The 15962-nt window shown below is 71.4% G+C and carries 14 protein-coding genes and 1 riboswitch; of the genes, 5 read left to right on the top strand and 9 right to left on the bottom strand.

Going from position 1 to position 15962, the window contains the following annotated elements; all coding sequences use genetic code 11:
- The first annotated feature begins 271 nt into the window (after positions 1–271).
- Positions 272–1276, top strand: a complete 1005-nt coding sequence (locus tag SMD20_RS32115; RefSeq protein ID WP_329588518.1) for a cytochrome P450 — start codon at positions 272–274, stop codon at positions 1274–1276.
- Between the two features lie 21 nt (positions 1277–1297).
- On the opposite strand, the gene lysX is transcribed toward SMD20_RS32115, so the two are convergent.
- Entirely contained in the window at positions 1298–2779 is a 1482-nt protein-coding gene (lysX, locus tag SMD20_RS32110) for a bifunctional lysylphosphatidylglycerol synthetase/lysine--tRNA ligase LysX (RefSeq protein ID WP_329588516.1), read from the bottom strand.
- Positions 2780–2925: 146 nt separating this feature from the next.
- On the opposite strand from lysX, the gene SMD20_RS32105 reads away from it, so the two are divergent.
- The gene (locus SMD20_RS32105; protein ID WP_329588514.1) at positions 2926–3405 is read left to right on the top strand and encodes a hypothetical protein; all 480 of its coding nucleotides are present in this window, start codon (positions 2926–2928) and stop codon (positions 3403–3405) included.
- 102 nt (positions 3406–3507) lie between these two features.
- Here SMD20_RS32105 and SMD20_RS32100 read toward each other — a convergent pair whose 3' ends face one another.
- From SMD20_RS32100 to SMD20_RS32080, 5 genes are all read right to left on the bottom strand, one after another.
- A complete protein-coding gene (locus tag SMD20_RS32100) occupies positions 3508–4290 on the bottom strand; it encodes a type III pantothenate kinase (RefSeq protein ID WP_329588513.1) in 783 nt (260 codons plus the stop codon).
- Positions 4291–4293: 3 nt separating this feature from the next.
- Entirely contained in the window at positions 4294–6822 is a 2529-nt protein-coding gene (locus SMD20_RS32095) for an L-aspartate oxidase (RefSeq protein WP_329588511.1), read from the bottom strand.
- A 79-nt stretch (positions 6823–6901) separates the two neighbouring features.
- A complete protein-coding gene (gene panC, locus SMD20_RS32090) occupies positions 6902–7738 on the bottom strand; it encodes a pantoate--beta-alanine ligase (RefSeq protein WP_329588510.1) in 837 nt (278 codons plus the stop codon).
- Positions 7739–7793: 55 nt separating this feature from the next.
- Entirely contained in the window at positions 7794–8684 is an 891-nt protein-coding gene (locus SMD20_RS32085; protein WP_329588509.1) for a Rossmann-like and DUF2520 domain-containing protein, read from the bottom strand.
- Between the two features lie 312 nt (positions 8685–8996).
- Positions 8997–9224 carry a chaplin gene (locus SMD20_RS32080; RefSeq protein WP_329588507.1) on the bottom strand — a complete coding sequence of 76 codons (228 nt, stop codon included), beginning with the start codon at positions 9222–9224 and terminating at the stop codon, positions 8997–8999.
- Between the two features lie 200 nt (positions 9225–9424).
- On the opposite strand from SMD20_RS32080, the gene SMD20_RS32075 reads away from it, so the two are divergent.
- A complete protein-coding gene (locus tag SMD20_RS32075; protein ID WP_329588505.1) occupies positions 9425–10387 on the top strand; it encodes an SAM-dependent methyltransferase in 963 nt (320 codons plus the stop codon).
- 6 nt (positions 10388–10393) lie between these two features.
- Here SMD20_RS32075 and SMD20_RS32070 read toward each other — a convergent pair whose 3' ends face one another.
- Both SMD20_RS32070 and SMD20_RS32065 read right to left on the bottom strand, forming a co-directional pair.
- On the bottom strand, positions 10394–11590 hold the full coding sequence (locus SMD20_RS32070; RefSeq protein WP_329588503.1) for a cytochrome P450: 1197 nt from the start codon (positions 11588–11590) through the stop codon (positions 10394–10396).
- Positions 11590–12357 (bottom strand): TerC family protein, encoded by a 768-nt coding sequence (locus SMD20_RS32065; RefSeq protein WP_329588501.1) that lies wholly within the window; start codon positions 12355–12357, stop codon positions 11590–11592. Before SMD20_RS32065 ends, SMD20_RS32070 begins: the two co-directional genes overlap by 1 nt.
- Positions 12358–12470: 113 nt before the next feature.
- Positions 12471–12586, top strand: a riboswitch (SAM riboswitch).
- A gap of 43 nt (positions 12587–12629) precedes the next feature.
- On the opposite strand from SMD20_RS32065, the gene SMD20_RS32060 reads away from it, so the two are divergent.
- Positions 12630–13919 carry an aminotransferase class V-fold PLP-dependent enzyme gene (locus SMD20_RS32060; RefSeq protein WP_442942535.1) on the top strand — a complete coding sequence of 430 codons (1290 nt, stop codon included), beginning with the start codon at positions 12630–12632 and terminating at the stop codon, positions 13917–13919.
- 21 nt (positions 13920–13940) lie between these two features.
- On the opposite strand, the gene SMD20_RS32055 is transcribed toward SMD20_RS32060, so the two are convergent.
- A complete protein-coding gene (locus tag SMD20_RS32055; RefSeq protein ID WP_329588500.1) occupies positions 13941–14666 on the bottom strand; it encodes a DoxX family protein in 726 nt (241 codons plus the stop codon).
- A 148-nt stretch (positions 14667–14814) separates the two neighbouring features.
- Here SMD20_RS32055 and SMD20_RS32050 point away from each other — a divergent pair, with 148 nt between their 5' ends.
- Positions 14815–15960 (top strand): NADH-quinone oxidoreductase subunit D, encoded by a 1146-nt coding sequence (locus SMD20_RS32050; RefSeq protein WP_329588499.1) that lies wholly within the window; start codon positions 14815–14817, stop codon positions 15958–15960.
- Positions 15961–15962 lie beyond the last annotated feature (2 nt).

Genomic DNA, 15962 nt, shown 5'->3' with positions numbered 1-15962 from the left:
CGTTGATCAGTCCGGGGGCTCCCCTCCACCCCCCTCGGGTCCGGCGGACGTTCTGGGTTTTGATCCCGCGGACCCCGGCTTTCTGGTTGATCCCTATGCGCGCTACCACGCGCTGCGCGAGCACGGGCCGATCTTCCGCACGCCCGCCGGGCTGTTCGTCCTGACCGATCACGAACTGTGCGGGGCCATGCTCCGCGACCCCCGTTTCGGTCACGGCCCCAATCCCATCAATCGCGTCAATCCAGGTCAGCCCGTCGAGTCATTTCTGCGTATGGATCCGCCCGATCACACCCGGTTACGTGGTCTGGTCAGCAGGGCCTTCACGCCCCGCATGGTCGAACGGCTGCGCCCGCGCGTCGAGGCCGTCACCGCCGGGCTGATCGCGGCGCTGCCCGAGGAGGGCGACCTGGTTTCCGGCTTCGCGTACCCGCTGCCGGTCATGGTGATCTGCGAGATGCTGGGGGTGCCGCCGGAAGATCACGAACGCTTCCAGGGCTGGAGCGAGACGGCCGCCCGCAGCCTTGACCCGATGCTTACAGCGGAGCTGATATCGGAAAGCGGGCGGTCCGGAAGAGAGTTTCGCGACTACTTCCGCGACCTCCTGGAGCTCCGGCGCCGGCAGCCCGGCGACGACCTGCTGAGCGCGCTCACCCGGGTCGAGGAGCTGACCGAGGGCGAGCTGCTGGCCACCTGCGTGCTGCTGCTCGTGGCCGGGCACGAGACGACCGTCAACCTCATCGCCAACGGGGTGCTCGCCCTGGTCCGCAACGGCCTGCTGCGGCACGCCGCCGAGCGGCCGCGGCAGGTCGTCGAGGAGGTGCTGCGCTACGACCCGCCGGTCCAGCTCACCGGACGGGTGGCGCTCCGCGACGCCGAGCTCGGCGGGACGCCGGTGCCCGCGGGCACGGCCGTGGTCGCGCTGATCGGCGCGGCCAATCGCGACCCCGCGGTCTTCCCCGACCCCGACCGTTTCGACCCCGACCGTTTCGACCACGGCCGCTCCGATCCCGGCCGCTCCGATCCCGGCCGCTCCGATCCTGGCCGCTCCGGCCCCGGCAGCTCGGACGGCGGCCGCGAGCCGGGGCGGCACCTCGCCTTCGGGCTCGGCATCCACTTCTGTCTCGGGGCGACGCTGGCCAGGATGGAGGGCGAGATCGCGCTCTCCGCGCTGGCCGCCGCGGCGCCACGGATGGAACTGCTCGATCCGGCGCCGCCGTACCGGCCGAATCTGGTGCTGCGGGGGCTCGCGAAGCTCCCTGTGCGGCTCAACCGCTGACGAGCAGCCGAGCCGCGATCGTCAGTGGGTGGGCTTGACCAGCGGGAACAGGATGGTCTCGCGGATGTTCTTGCCGGTGAACGCCATGATCATCCGGTCGATGCCCGCGCCCATGCCACCCGTCGGCGGCATGCCGTATTCGAGGGCCGCCAGGAAGTCCTCGTCGAGCTGCATCGCCTCGGGGTCGCCGCCGGCGGCGAGCAGCGACTGCTCCACCAGCCGGTGCCGCTGGTCGATCGGGTCGTTGAGCTCGGAGTAGGCCGTGCCCAGCTCCGTGCCGAAGCCGATGAGGTCCCACTTCTCGGTGAGCAGCGGGTTGTCGCGGTGGAGGCGGGCCAGCGGCGAGGTCTCCAGCGGATAGTCCATGACGAACGTCGGCTGCACCAGCGTGTGCTCCACCAGCGCCTCGAACAGCTCCTGCACGAGCTTGCCCGACCCCCACTTCGGGTCCCAGTGGACCTCGCGCCGGTCGGCGATCTTGCGCAGCTCCTCCAGCGTGGTGGAGGTGGTGATCTCCTCGCCGACGGCCTCGGAAACAAGGCCGTAGAGCGTCACCCGGGGCCACTCGGCCAGCCCGAGATCGACCTCGACGCCGTCGTGCACGACGACCGTGGTGTCCAGGGCGGCCACGACGGCCTTCTGGTACATCCGCTGCGTCAGGTCGGCCATGTCGTGGTAGTCGAGGTAGGTGCCGTACGCCTCGATCATGGTGAACTCGGGGTTGTGCGTCGAGTCGGCGCCCTCGTTGCGGAAGTTGCGGTTGATCTCGAAGACCTTCTCGACACCGCCGACCACGAGCCGCTTGAGATAGAGCTCGATCGCGATGCGCAGATAGAGCTCCATGTCGTAGGCGTTGATGTGGGTGCGGAAGGGCCGGGCCGCCGCGCCGCCGTGGATCGGCTGCAACATCGGCGTCTCGACCTCGAGGTAGCCCTCCTCGTGCCAGAAGTCGCGCACCGCGCGCACGGTGGCGCTGCGGACGCGGGCCATCTTCCTGGCCTCGTCGTTGACGATGAGATCGACGTAGCGCTGGCGTACGCGCGCCTCGGGGTCGGTGAGACCGACGTGCTTCTCCGGCAGCGGCCGCAGGCACTTGGCGGTGATCTGCCAGTCGTCGGCGAGCACGGACAGCTCGCCGCGCCGCGAGGTGATGACCTCACCGGTGATGCCGACGTGGTCGCCGAGGTCGACGTCGCGCTTCCAGCGGGCCAGCGACTCCTCGCCGACCCGGTCAAGGGAGATCATGACCTGCAGGTCGGCCTCGCCGTCGCGGAGGGTGGCGAAGCAGAGCTTCCCGCCGACGCGGCTGAGCATGACGCGACCGGCCACCGAGACGCTCTCGCCGGTGGCGGTGTCGGGCTCCAGGCCCTGGTATTTCTCCCTGACCTCGGCGTTGGTCGCCGTACGGGGGAAATTGACCGGGTAAGGATCGACGCCCTCACTGCGAAGGCGGTCGAGCTTCTCCCTCCGGATCCGCATCTGCTCGGGAAGTTCTTCGCTCACAGCACTAAAGCGTAGGGGATATGGCGAACTGCAAGGGCTCGTCGGTCCGTTGCAGGGTGCCTGCAAGAGGGCTCTTTTATCAATGACTCACGAGCTCAGGGGGAGGCCGGCAAGGAGCCGGCCCAGGGGAGCTCCAGGAGAGAGAAATGTTCAAGAAGCTCGCGATCGGCACCCTCGCCGCCGCCGCCACCACCGCAGTCGCCCTGTCGATGCCCGCCGCCGCCTTCGCCGCCTCACCCCAGGCCGACGACTTCTCCTCGCACTGGGGCCCGGTCTACGCCAAGCACTTCCAGGCCAAGGCCGAGGGCAACGTCGAGGTCAACTGGGACGACGACGGTGAGTCGAACGAGGTCCACGTGCGCGGCAAGCTCTGGGACCGCGACAACCGCAGCTACGACGAGGGCGGCAAGTGCGCGTACGTGCGCTTCCAGGCCGAGGACTTCGACGGCGACTGGTCGCCGGTCTTCTGGCGGAAGTACTGCGGCTACCCCAGCTTCCAGCGCTTCCACTTCGAGGAGAACGACGTCCAGACCCTGCGCGTGCAGGTCTGCCAGATCGGCCTGAACAGCAAGTTCCCGACCAAGTGCGGTCGCTGGGACTACATCTACACCAACGAGAGCGAGTAGTGACGCCGGAGCTCGCAGCCGAGCACACTGGCGCCCCAGCAGCCGAGCACCCGAAGACCGCGGGCGGCCCCCTACCCGAGCGGGGGGCCGCCCGCTCCTGTGTCAGCCCGCGTTGCGGTGGTAGATCAGGCGCAGGCCGATGAGCGTGAGCCACGGCTCGTGCACGTCGATCGAGCGGGACTCGCCGACCACCAGCCCGGCGTGCCCGCCGGTGGCGACGACCGTGACCTCGTCGGGGTCGTCGGCCAGTTCGGCCGTCATGCGCTCGACGATGCCGTCCACCTGGCCGGCGAAGCCGTAGATGATGCCGGCCTGCAGCGCCTCGACGGTGTTCTTGGCGATCACCGAGCGGGGTCTGACCAGCTCCACCTTGTGCAGTTGCGCGCCGGCGGAGGCGAGGGCGTCCACCGAGATCTCGATGCCGGGCGCGGTGACCGCCCCGATGTACTCGCCCTTGGCCGAGACGGCGTCGAAGGACGTGGCGGTGCCGAAGTCGACGATCACGCAGGGGCCGCCGTACTGGTCGATGGCGGCGAGGGCGTTGACGATGCGGTCGCTGCCGACCTCCTTGGGGTTGTCCATGCGGACCGGCACGCCGGTGCGGATGCCCGGCTCCACGATCACCGCCGTGACGTCGCCGTAGTAGCGGCGGCACATCTCCCGCATCTCGTTGAGCACGCTCGGGACCGTCGAGCAGATGGCGATGCCGTCGACGTCGGCGCCCTTGAGCAGCGGCGACTGGGCCAGCAGCCCTTGCAGGACGACCGCGATCTCGTCGGCGGTGCGGCGGGCGTCCGTGGCCAGCCGCCAGTGCTCGATGACGTCCTCGCCCTCGAAGAGCCCGAGCACCGTGTGCGTGTTGCCGACGTCGATCGTGAGCAGCATCAATTACCCCCGTAGATCCAGTGCGATGTCCAGGGCCGGCGCCGAGTGCGTCAGCGCTCCTACCGCCAGGTAGTCAACGCCAGTTTCGGCCACAGCACGGGCCGATTCCAAGGTCAATCCCCCGCTCGCTTCAAGGGCAACCCTGTTTTTCGCCTGCTTTTTCACGAGTTGTACGGCACGCTCGGTGTCCTCCACCGTGAAGTTGTCCAGCAGCACCTCACGCGCGCCCTCGTCGAGCACCGGCTGGAGCTGGTCGAGCCGGTCGATCTCCACCTCGATCGGCAGGTCGGGGTGGCGCTCGCGGACCGCGCGGAACGCCTCGGCCACGCCGCCGGCCGCCACCACGTGGTTGTCCTTGATCAGCGCGGCGTCCGACAGCGACATGCGGTGGTTGACGCCGCCGCCGCAGCGTACGGCGTACTTCTCCAGCGCGCGCAGGCCGGGCAGCGTCTTGCGGCTGTCGCGGACGCGGGCCCCGGTGCCCTCGATCGCCTCGACCCACCTGCCGGTGAGCGTCGCCACCCCGGACAGGTGCGTGAGCAGGTTGAGCGCCGTGCGCTCGGCGGTCAGCAGGGCGCGCGTGGGCCCCTCGACGGTGAGCAGCACGTCGCCCGCCCGGACCCGCTCGCCGTCCTTGGCCCGGCGCTCGGTCCGGTCCGCCCCCAGCCGGACGAACACCGCCTCCGCCACCGCCAGTCCCGCCACGACGCCGTCCTTGCGCGCCACCACGTCGCCCGACGAACGCTGCTCGCCGGGGATGGTGGCGAGGCTCGTCACGTCACCGGCCTCCCACAGGTCCTCCTCAAGCGCGCGGGCGATGAGCGCGTCCACCTCGGCCGGGTCGAGCCCGGCGGCCGACAGCTCCTGCGCCAGACGGGCCGGCATCGTGTCCTCGTGCGGCGTGTACGTCATGCGAAGGCCCTCCTCCGTCAGGGTCACGTCAAGGTGGCCCAGCCATTCGTTGTCGTCGCGCGTCTCATGATCCTCGCGCCAGTGTGAGCCACGGGTCTCCAGCCGGGCCGCCGCCGCGCCGGTGAGCACGGTGGCGACGGTGAGCAGGTTCGCCGCCTCCCACGACTCGGTGCGCGGCGGCACCGCGACCGGCGTCCAGCGGGCGTCGAGCAGCGCCTTGGCGGTGGCGCGCAGCGACTCGCGGCTGCGCAGCACGCTCGCGCCCCTGCTCATGTGGGCCTGGATCCGGGCCCTGACGCGCGGGTCCACCAGCCCGGACTCCACCTCGGCCGGCACCGGGTCGCCGGGGGCCGGGCGGGCGGCGTGCACGTCCTCGGCGATGCGCTCGGCGAAGACCAGGCCCTCCAGCAGCGAGTTGGAGGCCAGCCGGTTGGCGCCGTGCACGCCGGTGCAGGCGACCTCGCCGCAGGCGTAGAGGCCGTCGATCGAGGTACGGCCGCGCAGATCGGTCCGTACGCCGCCGCTGGCGTAGTGGGCGGCCGGGGCCACGGGGATCGGCTGGGTCGCCGGGTCGATGCCGTGCTCACGGCAGACCGCGTAGATGGTGGGGAACCGGGTCTCCCACTTGCGCCGGCCGAAGTGGCGGCCGTCGAGATAGACGTGGTCGCGGCCGGTCGCGCGCATCGTCCGCATGATCCCCTTGGCCACGACGTCGCGCGGGGCCAGGTCGGCCAGCTCGTGCGCGTCGGCCATGAAGCGGTTGCCCTCGTGGTCGGTGAGGTACGCGCCCTCGCCCCGCACCGCCTCCGAGATCAGCGGCTGCTGGCCGGTCGAGTCCGCGCCGAGCCAGAGCACGGTGGGATGGAACTGCACGAACTCCAGGTCGCGCACCACCGCCCCGGCCCGCAGCGCCAGCGCGACGCCGTCACCGGTGGAGACCACGGGGTTGGTGGTGGCCGCGTACACCTGGCCCATGCCGCCGGTGGCGAGCACGACGGCCCGCGCCAGCACCGCGCCGACGCCGTCGCGCGCGCCCTCGCCCATCACGTGGAGGGTGACGCCCCTGGCCCGGCCGTGGGCGTCCTTGAGCAGGTCGAGCACCAGGGCGTGCTCGATGACCTCGATGGAGGGGCGGGCGCGTACCGCCTCGATGAGCGCCCGCTGCACCTCCGCGCCGGTCGCGTCGCCGCCCGCGTGCACGATGCGGCTGCGGCGGTGGCCGCCCTCGCGGGTGAGCTGGAGTTCGCCGTCCGGGGTGCGGTCGAAGCGGGCGCCCCGCTCGATCAGCCGGCGCAGCGCGCCGGGGCCCTCGGTGACCAGCGTCCGCACCGCCCGTACGTCGCACAGGCCGACGCCGGCGATGAGCGTGTCGTTCAGGTGCTCCTCGGGCGTGTCGCGCGGGTCGAGCACGGCGGCGATGCCGCCCTGCGCCCAGCGCGTCGAGCCCGACGACAGCACGTCCTTGGTGACGACCAGGACCTTGGCCTCGGGCTCCAGCTCCGTGTAGCGCAGGGCCACGGTCAGGCCCGCGATGCCGGAGCCCACGACGACCAGGTCGGCCTCGGCGCTCCAGCCGGGCGCGGGAGCGGTCAGCCGCAGGGGAATCGCCGGTGCGCTCATTGGGCTCTCCTCCACTCGGGCGATTTCGTCAACATGACGATAACGCCTCCACGGAGGTCTGCATGCCCGGTGGTCCCCCTTAGTCGGGATTCACGTTCAGGACGACGTTGTCGATCAGCCGGGTGGCCCCGACCCTGGCCGCGACGGCGAGCACGGCCTCGCCCGCGTGCTCCTCTCCCACCTCGGTGAACGTCGCGGGATCGACCAGCACCACATAGTCCACGTCGAGCCGGGGGCCGGCGGCGGCCAGCACCTCGCGGGCGGCCTCGCGGATCGCGCCGGGCCGCCGCTCGGCCTCGCCCGCGCGCAGGGCCCGGGAGAGCGCCAGCGCCACCTGCCGGTCGTCCTCGGACAGGTAGCGGTTGCGGCTGGACAGGGCCAGGCCGTCATGCTCGCGTACGGTGGGCGCGCCGACGATCTCGACCGGCACGTCCAGGTCGGCGACCATGCGGCGGATCAGGGCGAGCTGCTGGGCGTCCTTCTGGCCGAAGACCGCCACGCTCGGCTGGACGAGGTTGAACAGCTTGAGCACCACCGTCAGCACCCCGTCGAAGTGCCCGGGGCGGGACTCGCCCTCCACGATCTCGCCCATCCGGCCGGCCAGGAGGCTCACCTGACGGTCGGGGCGGTACATGTCCTCGGCGTTCGGGTGGAAGACCACGTCCACACCCTCGGCCCGGCACACTTCCAGGTCCGCCTCGAACGTACGGGGATAGCGGGAGAAATCCTCGTTCGGCCCGAACTGCAGCGGGTTGACGAAGACGCTGACCACGACCTGGTCGGCCCGCGACCGGGCGAGCCGCATGAGCGAGCGGTGGCCCTCGTGCAGCGCGCCCATGGTCGGCACCAGCGCCACCTCGCCACCGCCACGCGCCTTGACCAGGTCTTCCCTGTTCCTGGCGACGATCAAGTCCATCGGGCGGCCCCTCGCGTTCATGGCCTCCGCATCGCGGCGGCGCTTCCTCGCACGGTCAGGTCCATATATTGCCGCCCAGCGCGTCGAGCAGCCGCTCCGCCTCCTCCGGTTTGAGCAGCCCGGCGGCGAGCGCACGGTCGGCCGTGAGCCTGGCCAGCGCGATGTAGGCGTCGGCCGCCTCGGGGGCGGCCAGGATCAGCGCGTCGACGTGCTTGCGCACGGTGCCGGCGTCGCCGCGTACGACCGGGCCGGTGAGACCGGCGATGCCGAGCCGCAGGACGTTGTCGAGCGCGGCGCCGAGCAGCGGGCCCAGCATCCGGCCCGGATGCTCGACGCCGATGCGCCCGAGCAGGTCGCCGGACTCGGCGATGAGGGTGACCATGTGGTTGGCGGCTCCGGCCAGGGCCGCGTGATAGAGCGCCCGGTCGGAGTCGGCGATCCAGACCGGCTCGCCGCCCATCTCGATCACCAGGGCCTCGGCGATCGGGCGCAGCGCGTCGGGGGCGGTGACGCCGTAGGAGATGCCCGTGAGCTTGTTGAGGTCGTCGTCGCGCCCGGTGAACGTCATCACGGGATGCAGCGCGAGCGGCAGCGCGCCGCGCTTGGCGGCCGGGTCGAGCACCGACAGCCCGTACGCGCCGCTGGTGTGCACGACCAGCTTGCCCTGCAGGTCGGCGCCGGTGGCGGCCAGGCCGCCCACGAGGTCGGGCAGCGCGTCGTCGGGCACGGTCAGCAGGATGAGCTGGGCCGCGTTCACCACCTCGTCGGGCCGGGACGGCCTCACGCCGAGCCGCTCGGCGGCCCAGCGCTGGGAGTTGTCGGACAAGCCGCTGGCGGCGACGACGCGGTGGCCGGCCTGCCGCAACGCGGCCCCGAGGGCCGAGCCGACCTTGCCTGCCCCGAGCACGCCCACGCTCAGCCGCGCCGGGCGATCCCCTGCCTCCATGACGTCTCACCCCTGTCGACCGGATGGCACTGCCGCCCAGCGTAACGGCCTCTCGGTCCGGGGAATGTGACTGGTGCTTTGCTGCAGGTTGAGTTATTGGCAAAAAGGACAAGGGCATACAAATGGTGCACCCCCTGTCGGAAGAGATGAGGAGAGGGGTTCACCGCATAGCAGCGGGCGCCGAGTCCTCACTGGACCCGACGCCCGCGGGGTGTGACCTCTTGGAGGTGCGCCTGGCCGGCGCGACCGCCGACTGCCCGGCCGGGAGTCCGAGCCCGGACCGGACCGCGCCGGTCCGGGCTCCCCGCTTCGTCAGCGGCTCGTCTGGTGGGAGTAGGCCCCGCCCTTGCAGCCGGCGATGCCGAGGCCGATGACCGCGACGGTGTTGCCGCAGACGTTGATCGGCGCGCTGATCGGGATGCGGATCTGGTTGCCACCCAGGATGCTGCCGTTGCCGCTGGTGATGTCGGCATGGGCGGCGGGCGCGCCCAGCGCGAGGGCCGCGGCGGCACCGACCAGGACCAGGGTCTTCTTCAGCATGTGAGCTCCTTCTCGATTAGCGCGGCACTGGGGCCGCGGACGTTGGCTTGTGCCGGGATCGGCTGCCGCAGTCGCCACCTGGGGGTTGGCGCAACGCGACCGACCGGCGACAGAACGTAAACAATAGCGCAAGCGGACGACAATGAGTAGTCACATGATGACCAAGCGTGCCGTCAGCCGGACGTGAGATAGTCCATGACATGTGGCTGACCTGGCGCGCGGCGACCCAGCGAGCGCTGTACGGCGAGGCGGGCTTCTACCTCCGCGAGCGCCCCTCGGGCCACTTCCGCACGTCCGTCAGCGCCTCGGCGGCGTTCGCCGAGGCGGTGCTCGCGCTGCTCCGCGAGGTGGACGCCGAGCTGGGCAAGCCCGACGCGCTCGACCTGGTGGACATCGGCGCCGGCGAGGGCACCCTGGTCACCCGCGTGCTGGCCGCCGCCGAGCCCGGCCTGGGCGAGCGGCTGCGGGTCACGGCGGTCGACCTGTCGTCCCGGCCGGATGGCCTGCCCGAGCGGATCGAGTGGCGCGGCGGGCTGCCCGACTCCATCCACGGCCTCGCCATCGCCAACGAATGGCTCGACAACGTGCCGGTGGACGTCGTCGAGCAGACCTCCGGCGGGCCGCGGCTGGTCATGGTGGACGTCCACACGGGCGAGGAGCGGATCGGCGGCCCCCTGCGGCCGGCCGACCGGGAGTGGCTGGAACGGTGGTGGCCGCTGCCCCGGGTGGGGGCGCGGGCCGAGATCGGCCGGCCGCGCGACGAGGCGTGGGCGGCCGTCGTCACCCGCCTCACCAGGGGCCGGGCGATCGCCGTCGATTATGCACACCCTGTGGACAACCGTCCTCCTTGCGGCACGCTGACCGGCTACCGGGATGGGGCGGTCGTCAGCCCCATACCCGACGGCACCTGCGACATCACGGCGCATGTGGCGCTCGACGCCTGCGCCGAGGCGGGCCGCCGGGCGGGCGCGATATCCACAACCTTGTCCACACAGCGCGCGGCGCTGCGCTCCCTGGGGCTGACCGGCGCCCGGCCGCCGGTCGAGCTGGCCCACCGGGATCCGCGCGGCTACCTGCGGGCGCTGGCCCGGGCGTCGGAGGAGGGCGAGCTCATCGATCCGGCCGGGCTCGGCGGCTTCGGCTGGCTCGACCAGCGCCGCTGACGGCGCTCAGGCGGGGGTTGCGGTGAGGTGCAAAGCCTCCAGGCCGCGGATGACGTAGCCGGGCTTCCACGAGGGCTCCTCGCGCAGCTCCAGGCTCGCCGTACGGTCCAGCAGCGCCCCGAACGACTCCATCAGCTCGATGCGGGCCAGCGGCGCCCCCAGGCAGAAGTGGATGCCGGCGCCGAAGGAGATGTGCGGGTTGTCGGCCCGGCCCACGTCCAGCCGATCCGGGTCCTCGAACACGGCGGGGTCCCGGTTGGCCGAGCCGAACAGCAGCGCCACCTCGGCCCCGCGCGGGATCTCCACCCCGTGGACCTCGATGTCCTCCAGCACCCACCGCTCGAACATTTGCAGCGGAGTGTCCCAGCGCAGCAGCTCCTCGACGGCGGTGGGCAGCAGCGAACGGTCGGCGCGCAGCCGGGCCAGTTCCTCGGGGTTCCTGAACAGCGACCACCAGCCGTTGCCGGTGACGTTCACCGTGGCCTCGTGGCCGGCGTTGAGCAGCAGCACGCAGGTGCCGATCAGCTCGTCCTCGGTCAGCTCGGGGATCTGGGCGAGCGCGCTGATCAGGTCGTCGCCGGGGGCAGCGCGGCGGGCGCGGGCCAGGTCCCTGAGGTAGGCGGCGAACTCCGTGGCCGCGCGGACGGCGGTGTGCTGCGCCTCGACGGCCGGGTTGAGCTCGTACATGCCGCAGATGTCGGCCGACCAGGGGCGGAGCAGGTGGCGGTCGGACTCGGGGATGCCGAGCATCTCCGCGATCACCGTGACCGGCAGCGGCTCGGCGACCTCGGCCAGCAGGTCGCCCCCGCCCTTCTCCACGAACGCGTCCGCGAGCCCGCCCGCGATGGCCCGCACGCGCGGCCGCAGGGACTCGACCATGCGCGGCGTGAACGCCTTCGACACCAGCCGGCGCAGCCTCGTGTGCACCGGCGGCTCGACGTCCAGCATGCCCGCCCTGATCACCCGCCAGAACGGCTCCTGGAACTCCGGCTCCTGCGGCCTGCCGAACTCCTCGTGCGTGGCCACGTGCAGGTACGACCGGCCCAGGCGGCGGTCCCTGAGCAGGGCGTTGACGTCCACGTGGCGGGAGACGAGCCACTGGTTGGTGGGCTCGTAGAAGCAGACGGGCCGCTCGCGCCGCAGCTCGTCATAGACCGGGTACGGATGGGCGACGAAATCCGGATTCCAGGGGTCAAAGCGCACTACTGCATCTTAGAAGCCTCCCCCTCGTGCTCGGCAGCCTCCACCTGCCGCCGCCTGGCGTTCTTGCTGCGCACCCGGATGTTCAGCAGCTCCACGACCACCGAGAACGCCATCGCGAAGTAGATGTAGCCCTTCGGGATGTGCTGGTCCAGCCCTTCGGCCACGAGCACCACGCCGATCAGCACCAGGAACGCCAGCGCCAGCATCTTGACGCTCGGGTGCTGGTCCACGAAGCGGCTGATCGGCCCCGAGGCGAACAACATCACCAGCACCGCCACCACGACCGCCGCGATCATCACGCCGAGCTCGTCCACCATGCCGACCGCGGTGATGACCGAGTCCAGCGAGAAGACCACGTCCAGGATCATGATCTGCACGATCACCGACGTGAACGAGACGGCGGCGGCGTTCTTGCCGTCCTTGCCCGCCGGGCCGTCCATGGTGTGGCCGATCTCGGTGACGCTCTTGCCGAGCAGGAAGAGTCCTCCCAGCAGCAGGATGAGGTCGCGTCCCGAGATCTCATGCCCGAGCACCGTGAACAGCGGCTCGGTGAGCTGCACCACCCACGACAGGCCGAGCAGCAGGAGCAGCCGGCTGACCAGGGCCGCGGCCAGGCCGAGCACCCGGGCCCTGTCGCGCTGCTCGGGCGGCAGCTTCCCCGCCAGGATGGAGATGAAGATGATGTTGTCGATCCCCAGGACGATCTCCAGGGTGACAAGAGTGAAGAAGCCGATCCAGATTTGGGGATCGGCGACCCAGTCCAACATCTGCATACCTCCGTGACACGCGGCCGAGAACTTTCCGGGCACAACGCATTACCTGCCGCATAAGTTCACGGGCTTGCGTCCGACCGCGTGGTGTCGGTTATAGTGCGGGCGTAGGTCATGAGCGCCAGCGACAAGCCCCGGCTAGCTGGCCGGCAACCCTCGCGTCCGCGGCGGGGTGCCCCGGGTGAAGACCTGGTCCGTCACGAGGTGTGGCGGGCAAGCGCGGGCTCCGAGGCCGTTTCCTGGGGTCCGATGACCCGAGGAGCAGTGCTGTGCCCACACTGACGATCTTCAACGACGCCGCCGCCGCCACCGTGGCCCCCGCCGCCGCGCCGGAGAGCGCCCGGCCCATCCCCGCCGTGGTCGGGGCCGACCTGGAGGTGCCGGTCAAGGGCGGCCGGCTCGTCCGGTACGCCAACCTCGACTACGCCGCCAGCGCGCCCTGTCTGGAGCCGGTCAGCGCCGCCGTCACCGCCGCGCTCCCGGCCTACTCCAGCGTCCACCGCGGCGCCGGCTACGCCTCCCAGCTCACCACCGCCAGGTACGAGCAGGCCCGGCACACCGTACGGGCGTTCGTCGGCGCCCGCCCCTCCGACGCCGTGATCTTCACCCGCAACACCACCGACGCCACCAACCTGCTGGCCCGCTGCCTGCCCGACGGCACCACCGTCGTGGTCTTCGACACCGAGCACCACGCCTCGCTCCTGCCCTGGGACGACGCCGTCCGGCTGGCCCCGCCCGCCTTCCCCGGCGAGGCCGTACGCGCCGCCGACGAGGCGCTGGCCGCCATCGACGGGCCCAAGCTGCTCGTCGTCACCGCCGCCTCCAACGTCACCGGCGAGCTGTGGCCGATCGCCGCGCTGGCGCACATCGCGCACCGCCACGGGGCGCGCATCCTGGTGGACGCCGCGCAGTTCGTGCCGCACCGGCGGCTCAACCTGACCGCGCTGGACCTCGACTACGTGGCCTTCTCCGGGCACAAGCTGTACGCGCCGTTCGGTGCGGGAGCGCTGGTGGGCCGTGGGGACTGGCTGGCCGGCGGTGAGCCGTACCTGAAGGGCGGGGGCGCGGTGCGCGCGGTGGGCGAGGCCCCCGAGTGGCACGAGGACCCCGAGCCGCGCCACGAGGCCGGCACCCCCAACGTGCTCGGCGCGATCGCGCTCGCCGCGGCCTGCGACGCGCTCAGCGCCACCGGCTGGACCGCGCTGGTACGCGAGGAGGAGCGGCTGCTCGCGCGGCTGCGCGCCGGCCTGGCGGCCATCGACGGCGTACGCGAGCTGGCCCTGTGGGGTGACGACCACCCGCGCGTGGGCATCGTGTCGTTCACCGTGGACGGGCACACGGCGCGGGAGGTGGCCGAGGCGCTCTCCGGCGAGTACGGCATCGGGGTGCGCGACGGCAAGTTCTGCGCCCACCCGTTCGTCCGGCACCTGCTGGGCACGGCCGACGGCGGGTGCGAGGACGACACCGCCTCGGCCGTGCGGGCCTCCATCGGCATCGGGACCACGCAGGAGCACGTGGACCGGCTCATCGAGGCTCTGCGCGACATCGTGTCCCGCTGACCGGCGGCAGGGGTTCCCTGGTCAGCGGTTCGGCGGCTTGCGGTGCTCCGGCTGGTCCTCGGAGACCAGGGCGTCGATGTCGCGCATGTCCTCGTCGTCGAGCCCTCCCGCATGGGTGCGCGGCGCGGACGGTTGCCGAGGGACCTCTCGCCGCTCGCCGGGCATTCCCGGCTCGGCGGGCATTCCCGGCTCCGCGGGCGTCATCGGTCCGGCGGCGCCCGCCGGGTAGGCGTCCTCCGCGCCTCCGTGTCTGACGCTGACGTTGGACGGGCCCGGACCCATGGCCGGGCCGCGCCGGCGCTCGATCAGCTCGTCCTCGGCGACCCGCTGCCGCGCGCGGCGGTGGAAGATCGCGCCGAACAGCCCGTCCAGCCCGATCCGGCCGCCACCGAGCGCCAGGAACAGCAGGCACAGCGCCCCGAGCGCGCCCGCCAGCTCCCATCCGCCCTCGCCCACCAGGACTCCCCTGTGGCCGTGCACGAAGACGATCGCGCCGATCATGTCGATCAGCAGCAGCAACGCCACCGGCCGCACCAGCAGCCCCAGAATGAGGAAGACGCCGCCGACGGTCTCGACCACGGTGGCGAAGCCGGCGGCCGCGCCGGGCAACGGAATCCCCATCCCGCTGAACATCCCCGTCGTCGCGCCGAGACCGCCCTGCCACTTCTGCACGCCGTGCGCCACGAAGATCACACCGGTGACCACCCGGGCGATCAGGGCCGCCACATCGAACACAACTCTCTTCATGGTGCTTCTCCCCCCGTCTCCCGTCTTCTCCCCACGACCACACCAAGTCCCCACAGGTGACGCGAATCCGTACCGATCCTTGACCAATGCCCGCCCACGACCGTCCCCCGCGCTGGATCACCTCCAAGGACGGTGGGAGCATGGCCGTATGACGGAACGTGTGGTCGGGATAGGCGCGGGCGCGAAGGAGCTGGCCACCGAGGACATGATCCTCAACATCGGCCCCCAGCATCCCTCGACGCACGGCGTTCTCCGCCTCCGGCTCACGCTCGACGGCGAGCGCATCGCCACCGCCGAGCCGATCATCGGCTACATGCACCGAGGCGCGGAGAAGCTGTTCGAGGTACGCGACTACCGCCAGATCATCATGCTGGCCAACCGGCACGACTGGCTGGCCGGGTTCGCCAACGAGCTGGGCGTGGTGCTCGCCGCCGAACGCCTCCTCGGCATGGAGCCGCCGGTGCGGGCCGTGTGGGCGCGCACCCTGCTGGCCGAGCTCAACCGGGTGCTGAGCCACCTCATGTTCCTCGGCTCCTACCCGCTGGAGCTGGGCGCGATGACGCCCATCTTCTACTCCTTCAACGAGCGCGAGCGCATCCAGGCCGTCATGGAGGAGATCTCCGGCGGACGCATGCACTACATGTTCAACCGGGTCGGCGGCCTCAAGGAGGACCTGCCGCTGGGCTGGCTGGACCGGGTGTCCGAGGCCGTCGCCGAGACCCGCCGCCGGGTGCCCGTCATCGAGGACCTCATTCTGCACAACGACATCTTCGTCGCCCGCACCAAGGGCGTCGGCGTGCTGAGCCGCGAGCAGGTCATGCAGTACGGCGTCAGCGGCCCCATCGCCCGCGCCTCCGGCGTCGACCTCGACCTGCGCCGCGACGACCCCTACCTCGCCTATCCCGAGCTGCCCGTCAAGGTCGTCACCCGCGACGCCGGCGACTGCCGGGCCCGCTTCGAGGTGCTGTTCGAGCAGGTCAAGGTCTCGCTCGACCTGGCCGACAGGTGCGTCGAACGGCTGCGCTCGCTGCCACCCGGGCCGATCAACCAGCGGCTGCCGAAGGTGCTGAAGGTGCCCGAGGGGCACACGTACGCGTGGACCGAGAACCCGCTCGGCATCAACGGCTACTACCTGGTCTCCAAGGGCGACAAGACGCCGTGGCGGCTCAAGCTGCGCTCGGCCTCCTACAACAACGTCCAGGTGCTCCGCGAGATGCTGCCCGGGCACCTGGTGGCCGACATGGTCGCCATCCTCGGCTCGATGTTCTTCGTCGTGGGGGACATCGACAAATAGCA

Origin of the sequence: Nonomuraea sp. LP-02 (genome assembly GCF_036289125.1) — a bacterium.
In the GTDB taxonomy this organism is placed as follows: domain Bacteria; phylum Actinomycetota; class Actinomycetes; order Streptosporangiales; family Streptosporangiaceae; genus Nonomuraea; species Nonomuraea bangladeshensis.
This window is presented reverse-complemented; position numbering and strand designations above follow the sequence as displayed.

What these genes read in the sequence shown, in the direction of transcription:
- SMD20_RS32115 (WP_329588518.1), top strand. Translation starts at nt 272, where the DNA reads ATGGATCCGCCCGATCACACCCGGTTACGTGGTCTGGTCAGCAGGGCC.
- SMD20_RS32105 (WP_329588514.1), top strand. Translation starts at nt 2,926, where the DNA reads ATGTTCAAGAAGCTCGCGATCGGCACCCTCGCCGCCGCCGCCACCACC.
- SMD20_RS32100 (WP_329588513.1), bottom strand. Translation starts at nt 4,290, where the DNA reads ATGCTGCTCACGATCGACGTCGGCAACACGCACACGGTGCTCGGGCTC.
- SMD20_RS32095 (WP_329588511.1), bottom strand. Translation starts at nt 6,822, where the DNA reads ATGAGCGCACCGGCGATTCCCCTGCGGCTGACCGCTCCCGCGCCCGGC.
- panC (WP_329588510.1), bottom strand. Translation starts at nt 7,738, where the DNA reads ATGGACTTGATCGTCGCCAGGAACAGGGAAGACCTGGTCAAGGCGCGT.
- SMD20_RS32085 (WP_329588509.1), bottom strand. Translation starts at nt 8,684, where the DNA reads ATGGAGGCAGGGGATCGCCCGGCGCGGCTGAGCGTGGGCGTGCTCGGG.
- SMD20_RS32080 (WP_329588507.1), bottom strand. Translation starts at nt 9,224, where the DNA reads ATGCTGAAGAAGACCCTGGTCCTGGTCGGTGCCGCCGCGGCCCTCGCG.
- SMD20_RS32075 (WP_329588505.1), top strand. Translation starts at nt 9,425, where the DNA reads ATGTGGCTGACCTGGCGCGCGGCGACCCAGCGAGCGCTGTACGGCGAG.
- SMD20_RS32065 (WP_329588501.1), bottom strand. Translation starts at nt 12,357, where the DNA reads ATGTTGGACTGGGTCGCCGATCCCCAAATCTGGATCGGCTTCTTCACT.
- SMD20_RS32055 (WP_329588500.1), bottom strand. Translation starts at nt 14,666, where the DNA reads ATGAAGAGAGTTGTGTTCGATGTGGCGGCCCTGATCGCCCGGGTGGTC.
- SMD20_RS32050 (WP_329588499.1), top strand. Translation starts at nt 14,815, where the DNA reads ATGACGGAACGTGTGGTCGGGATAGGCGCGGGCGCGAAGGAGCTGGCC.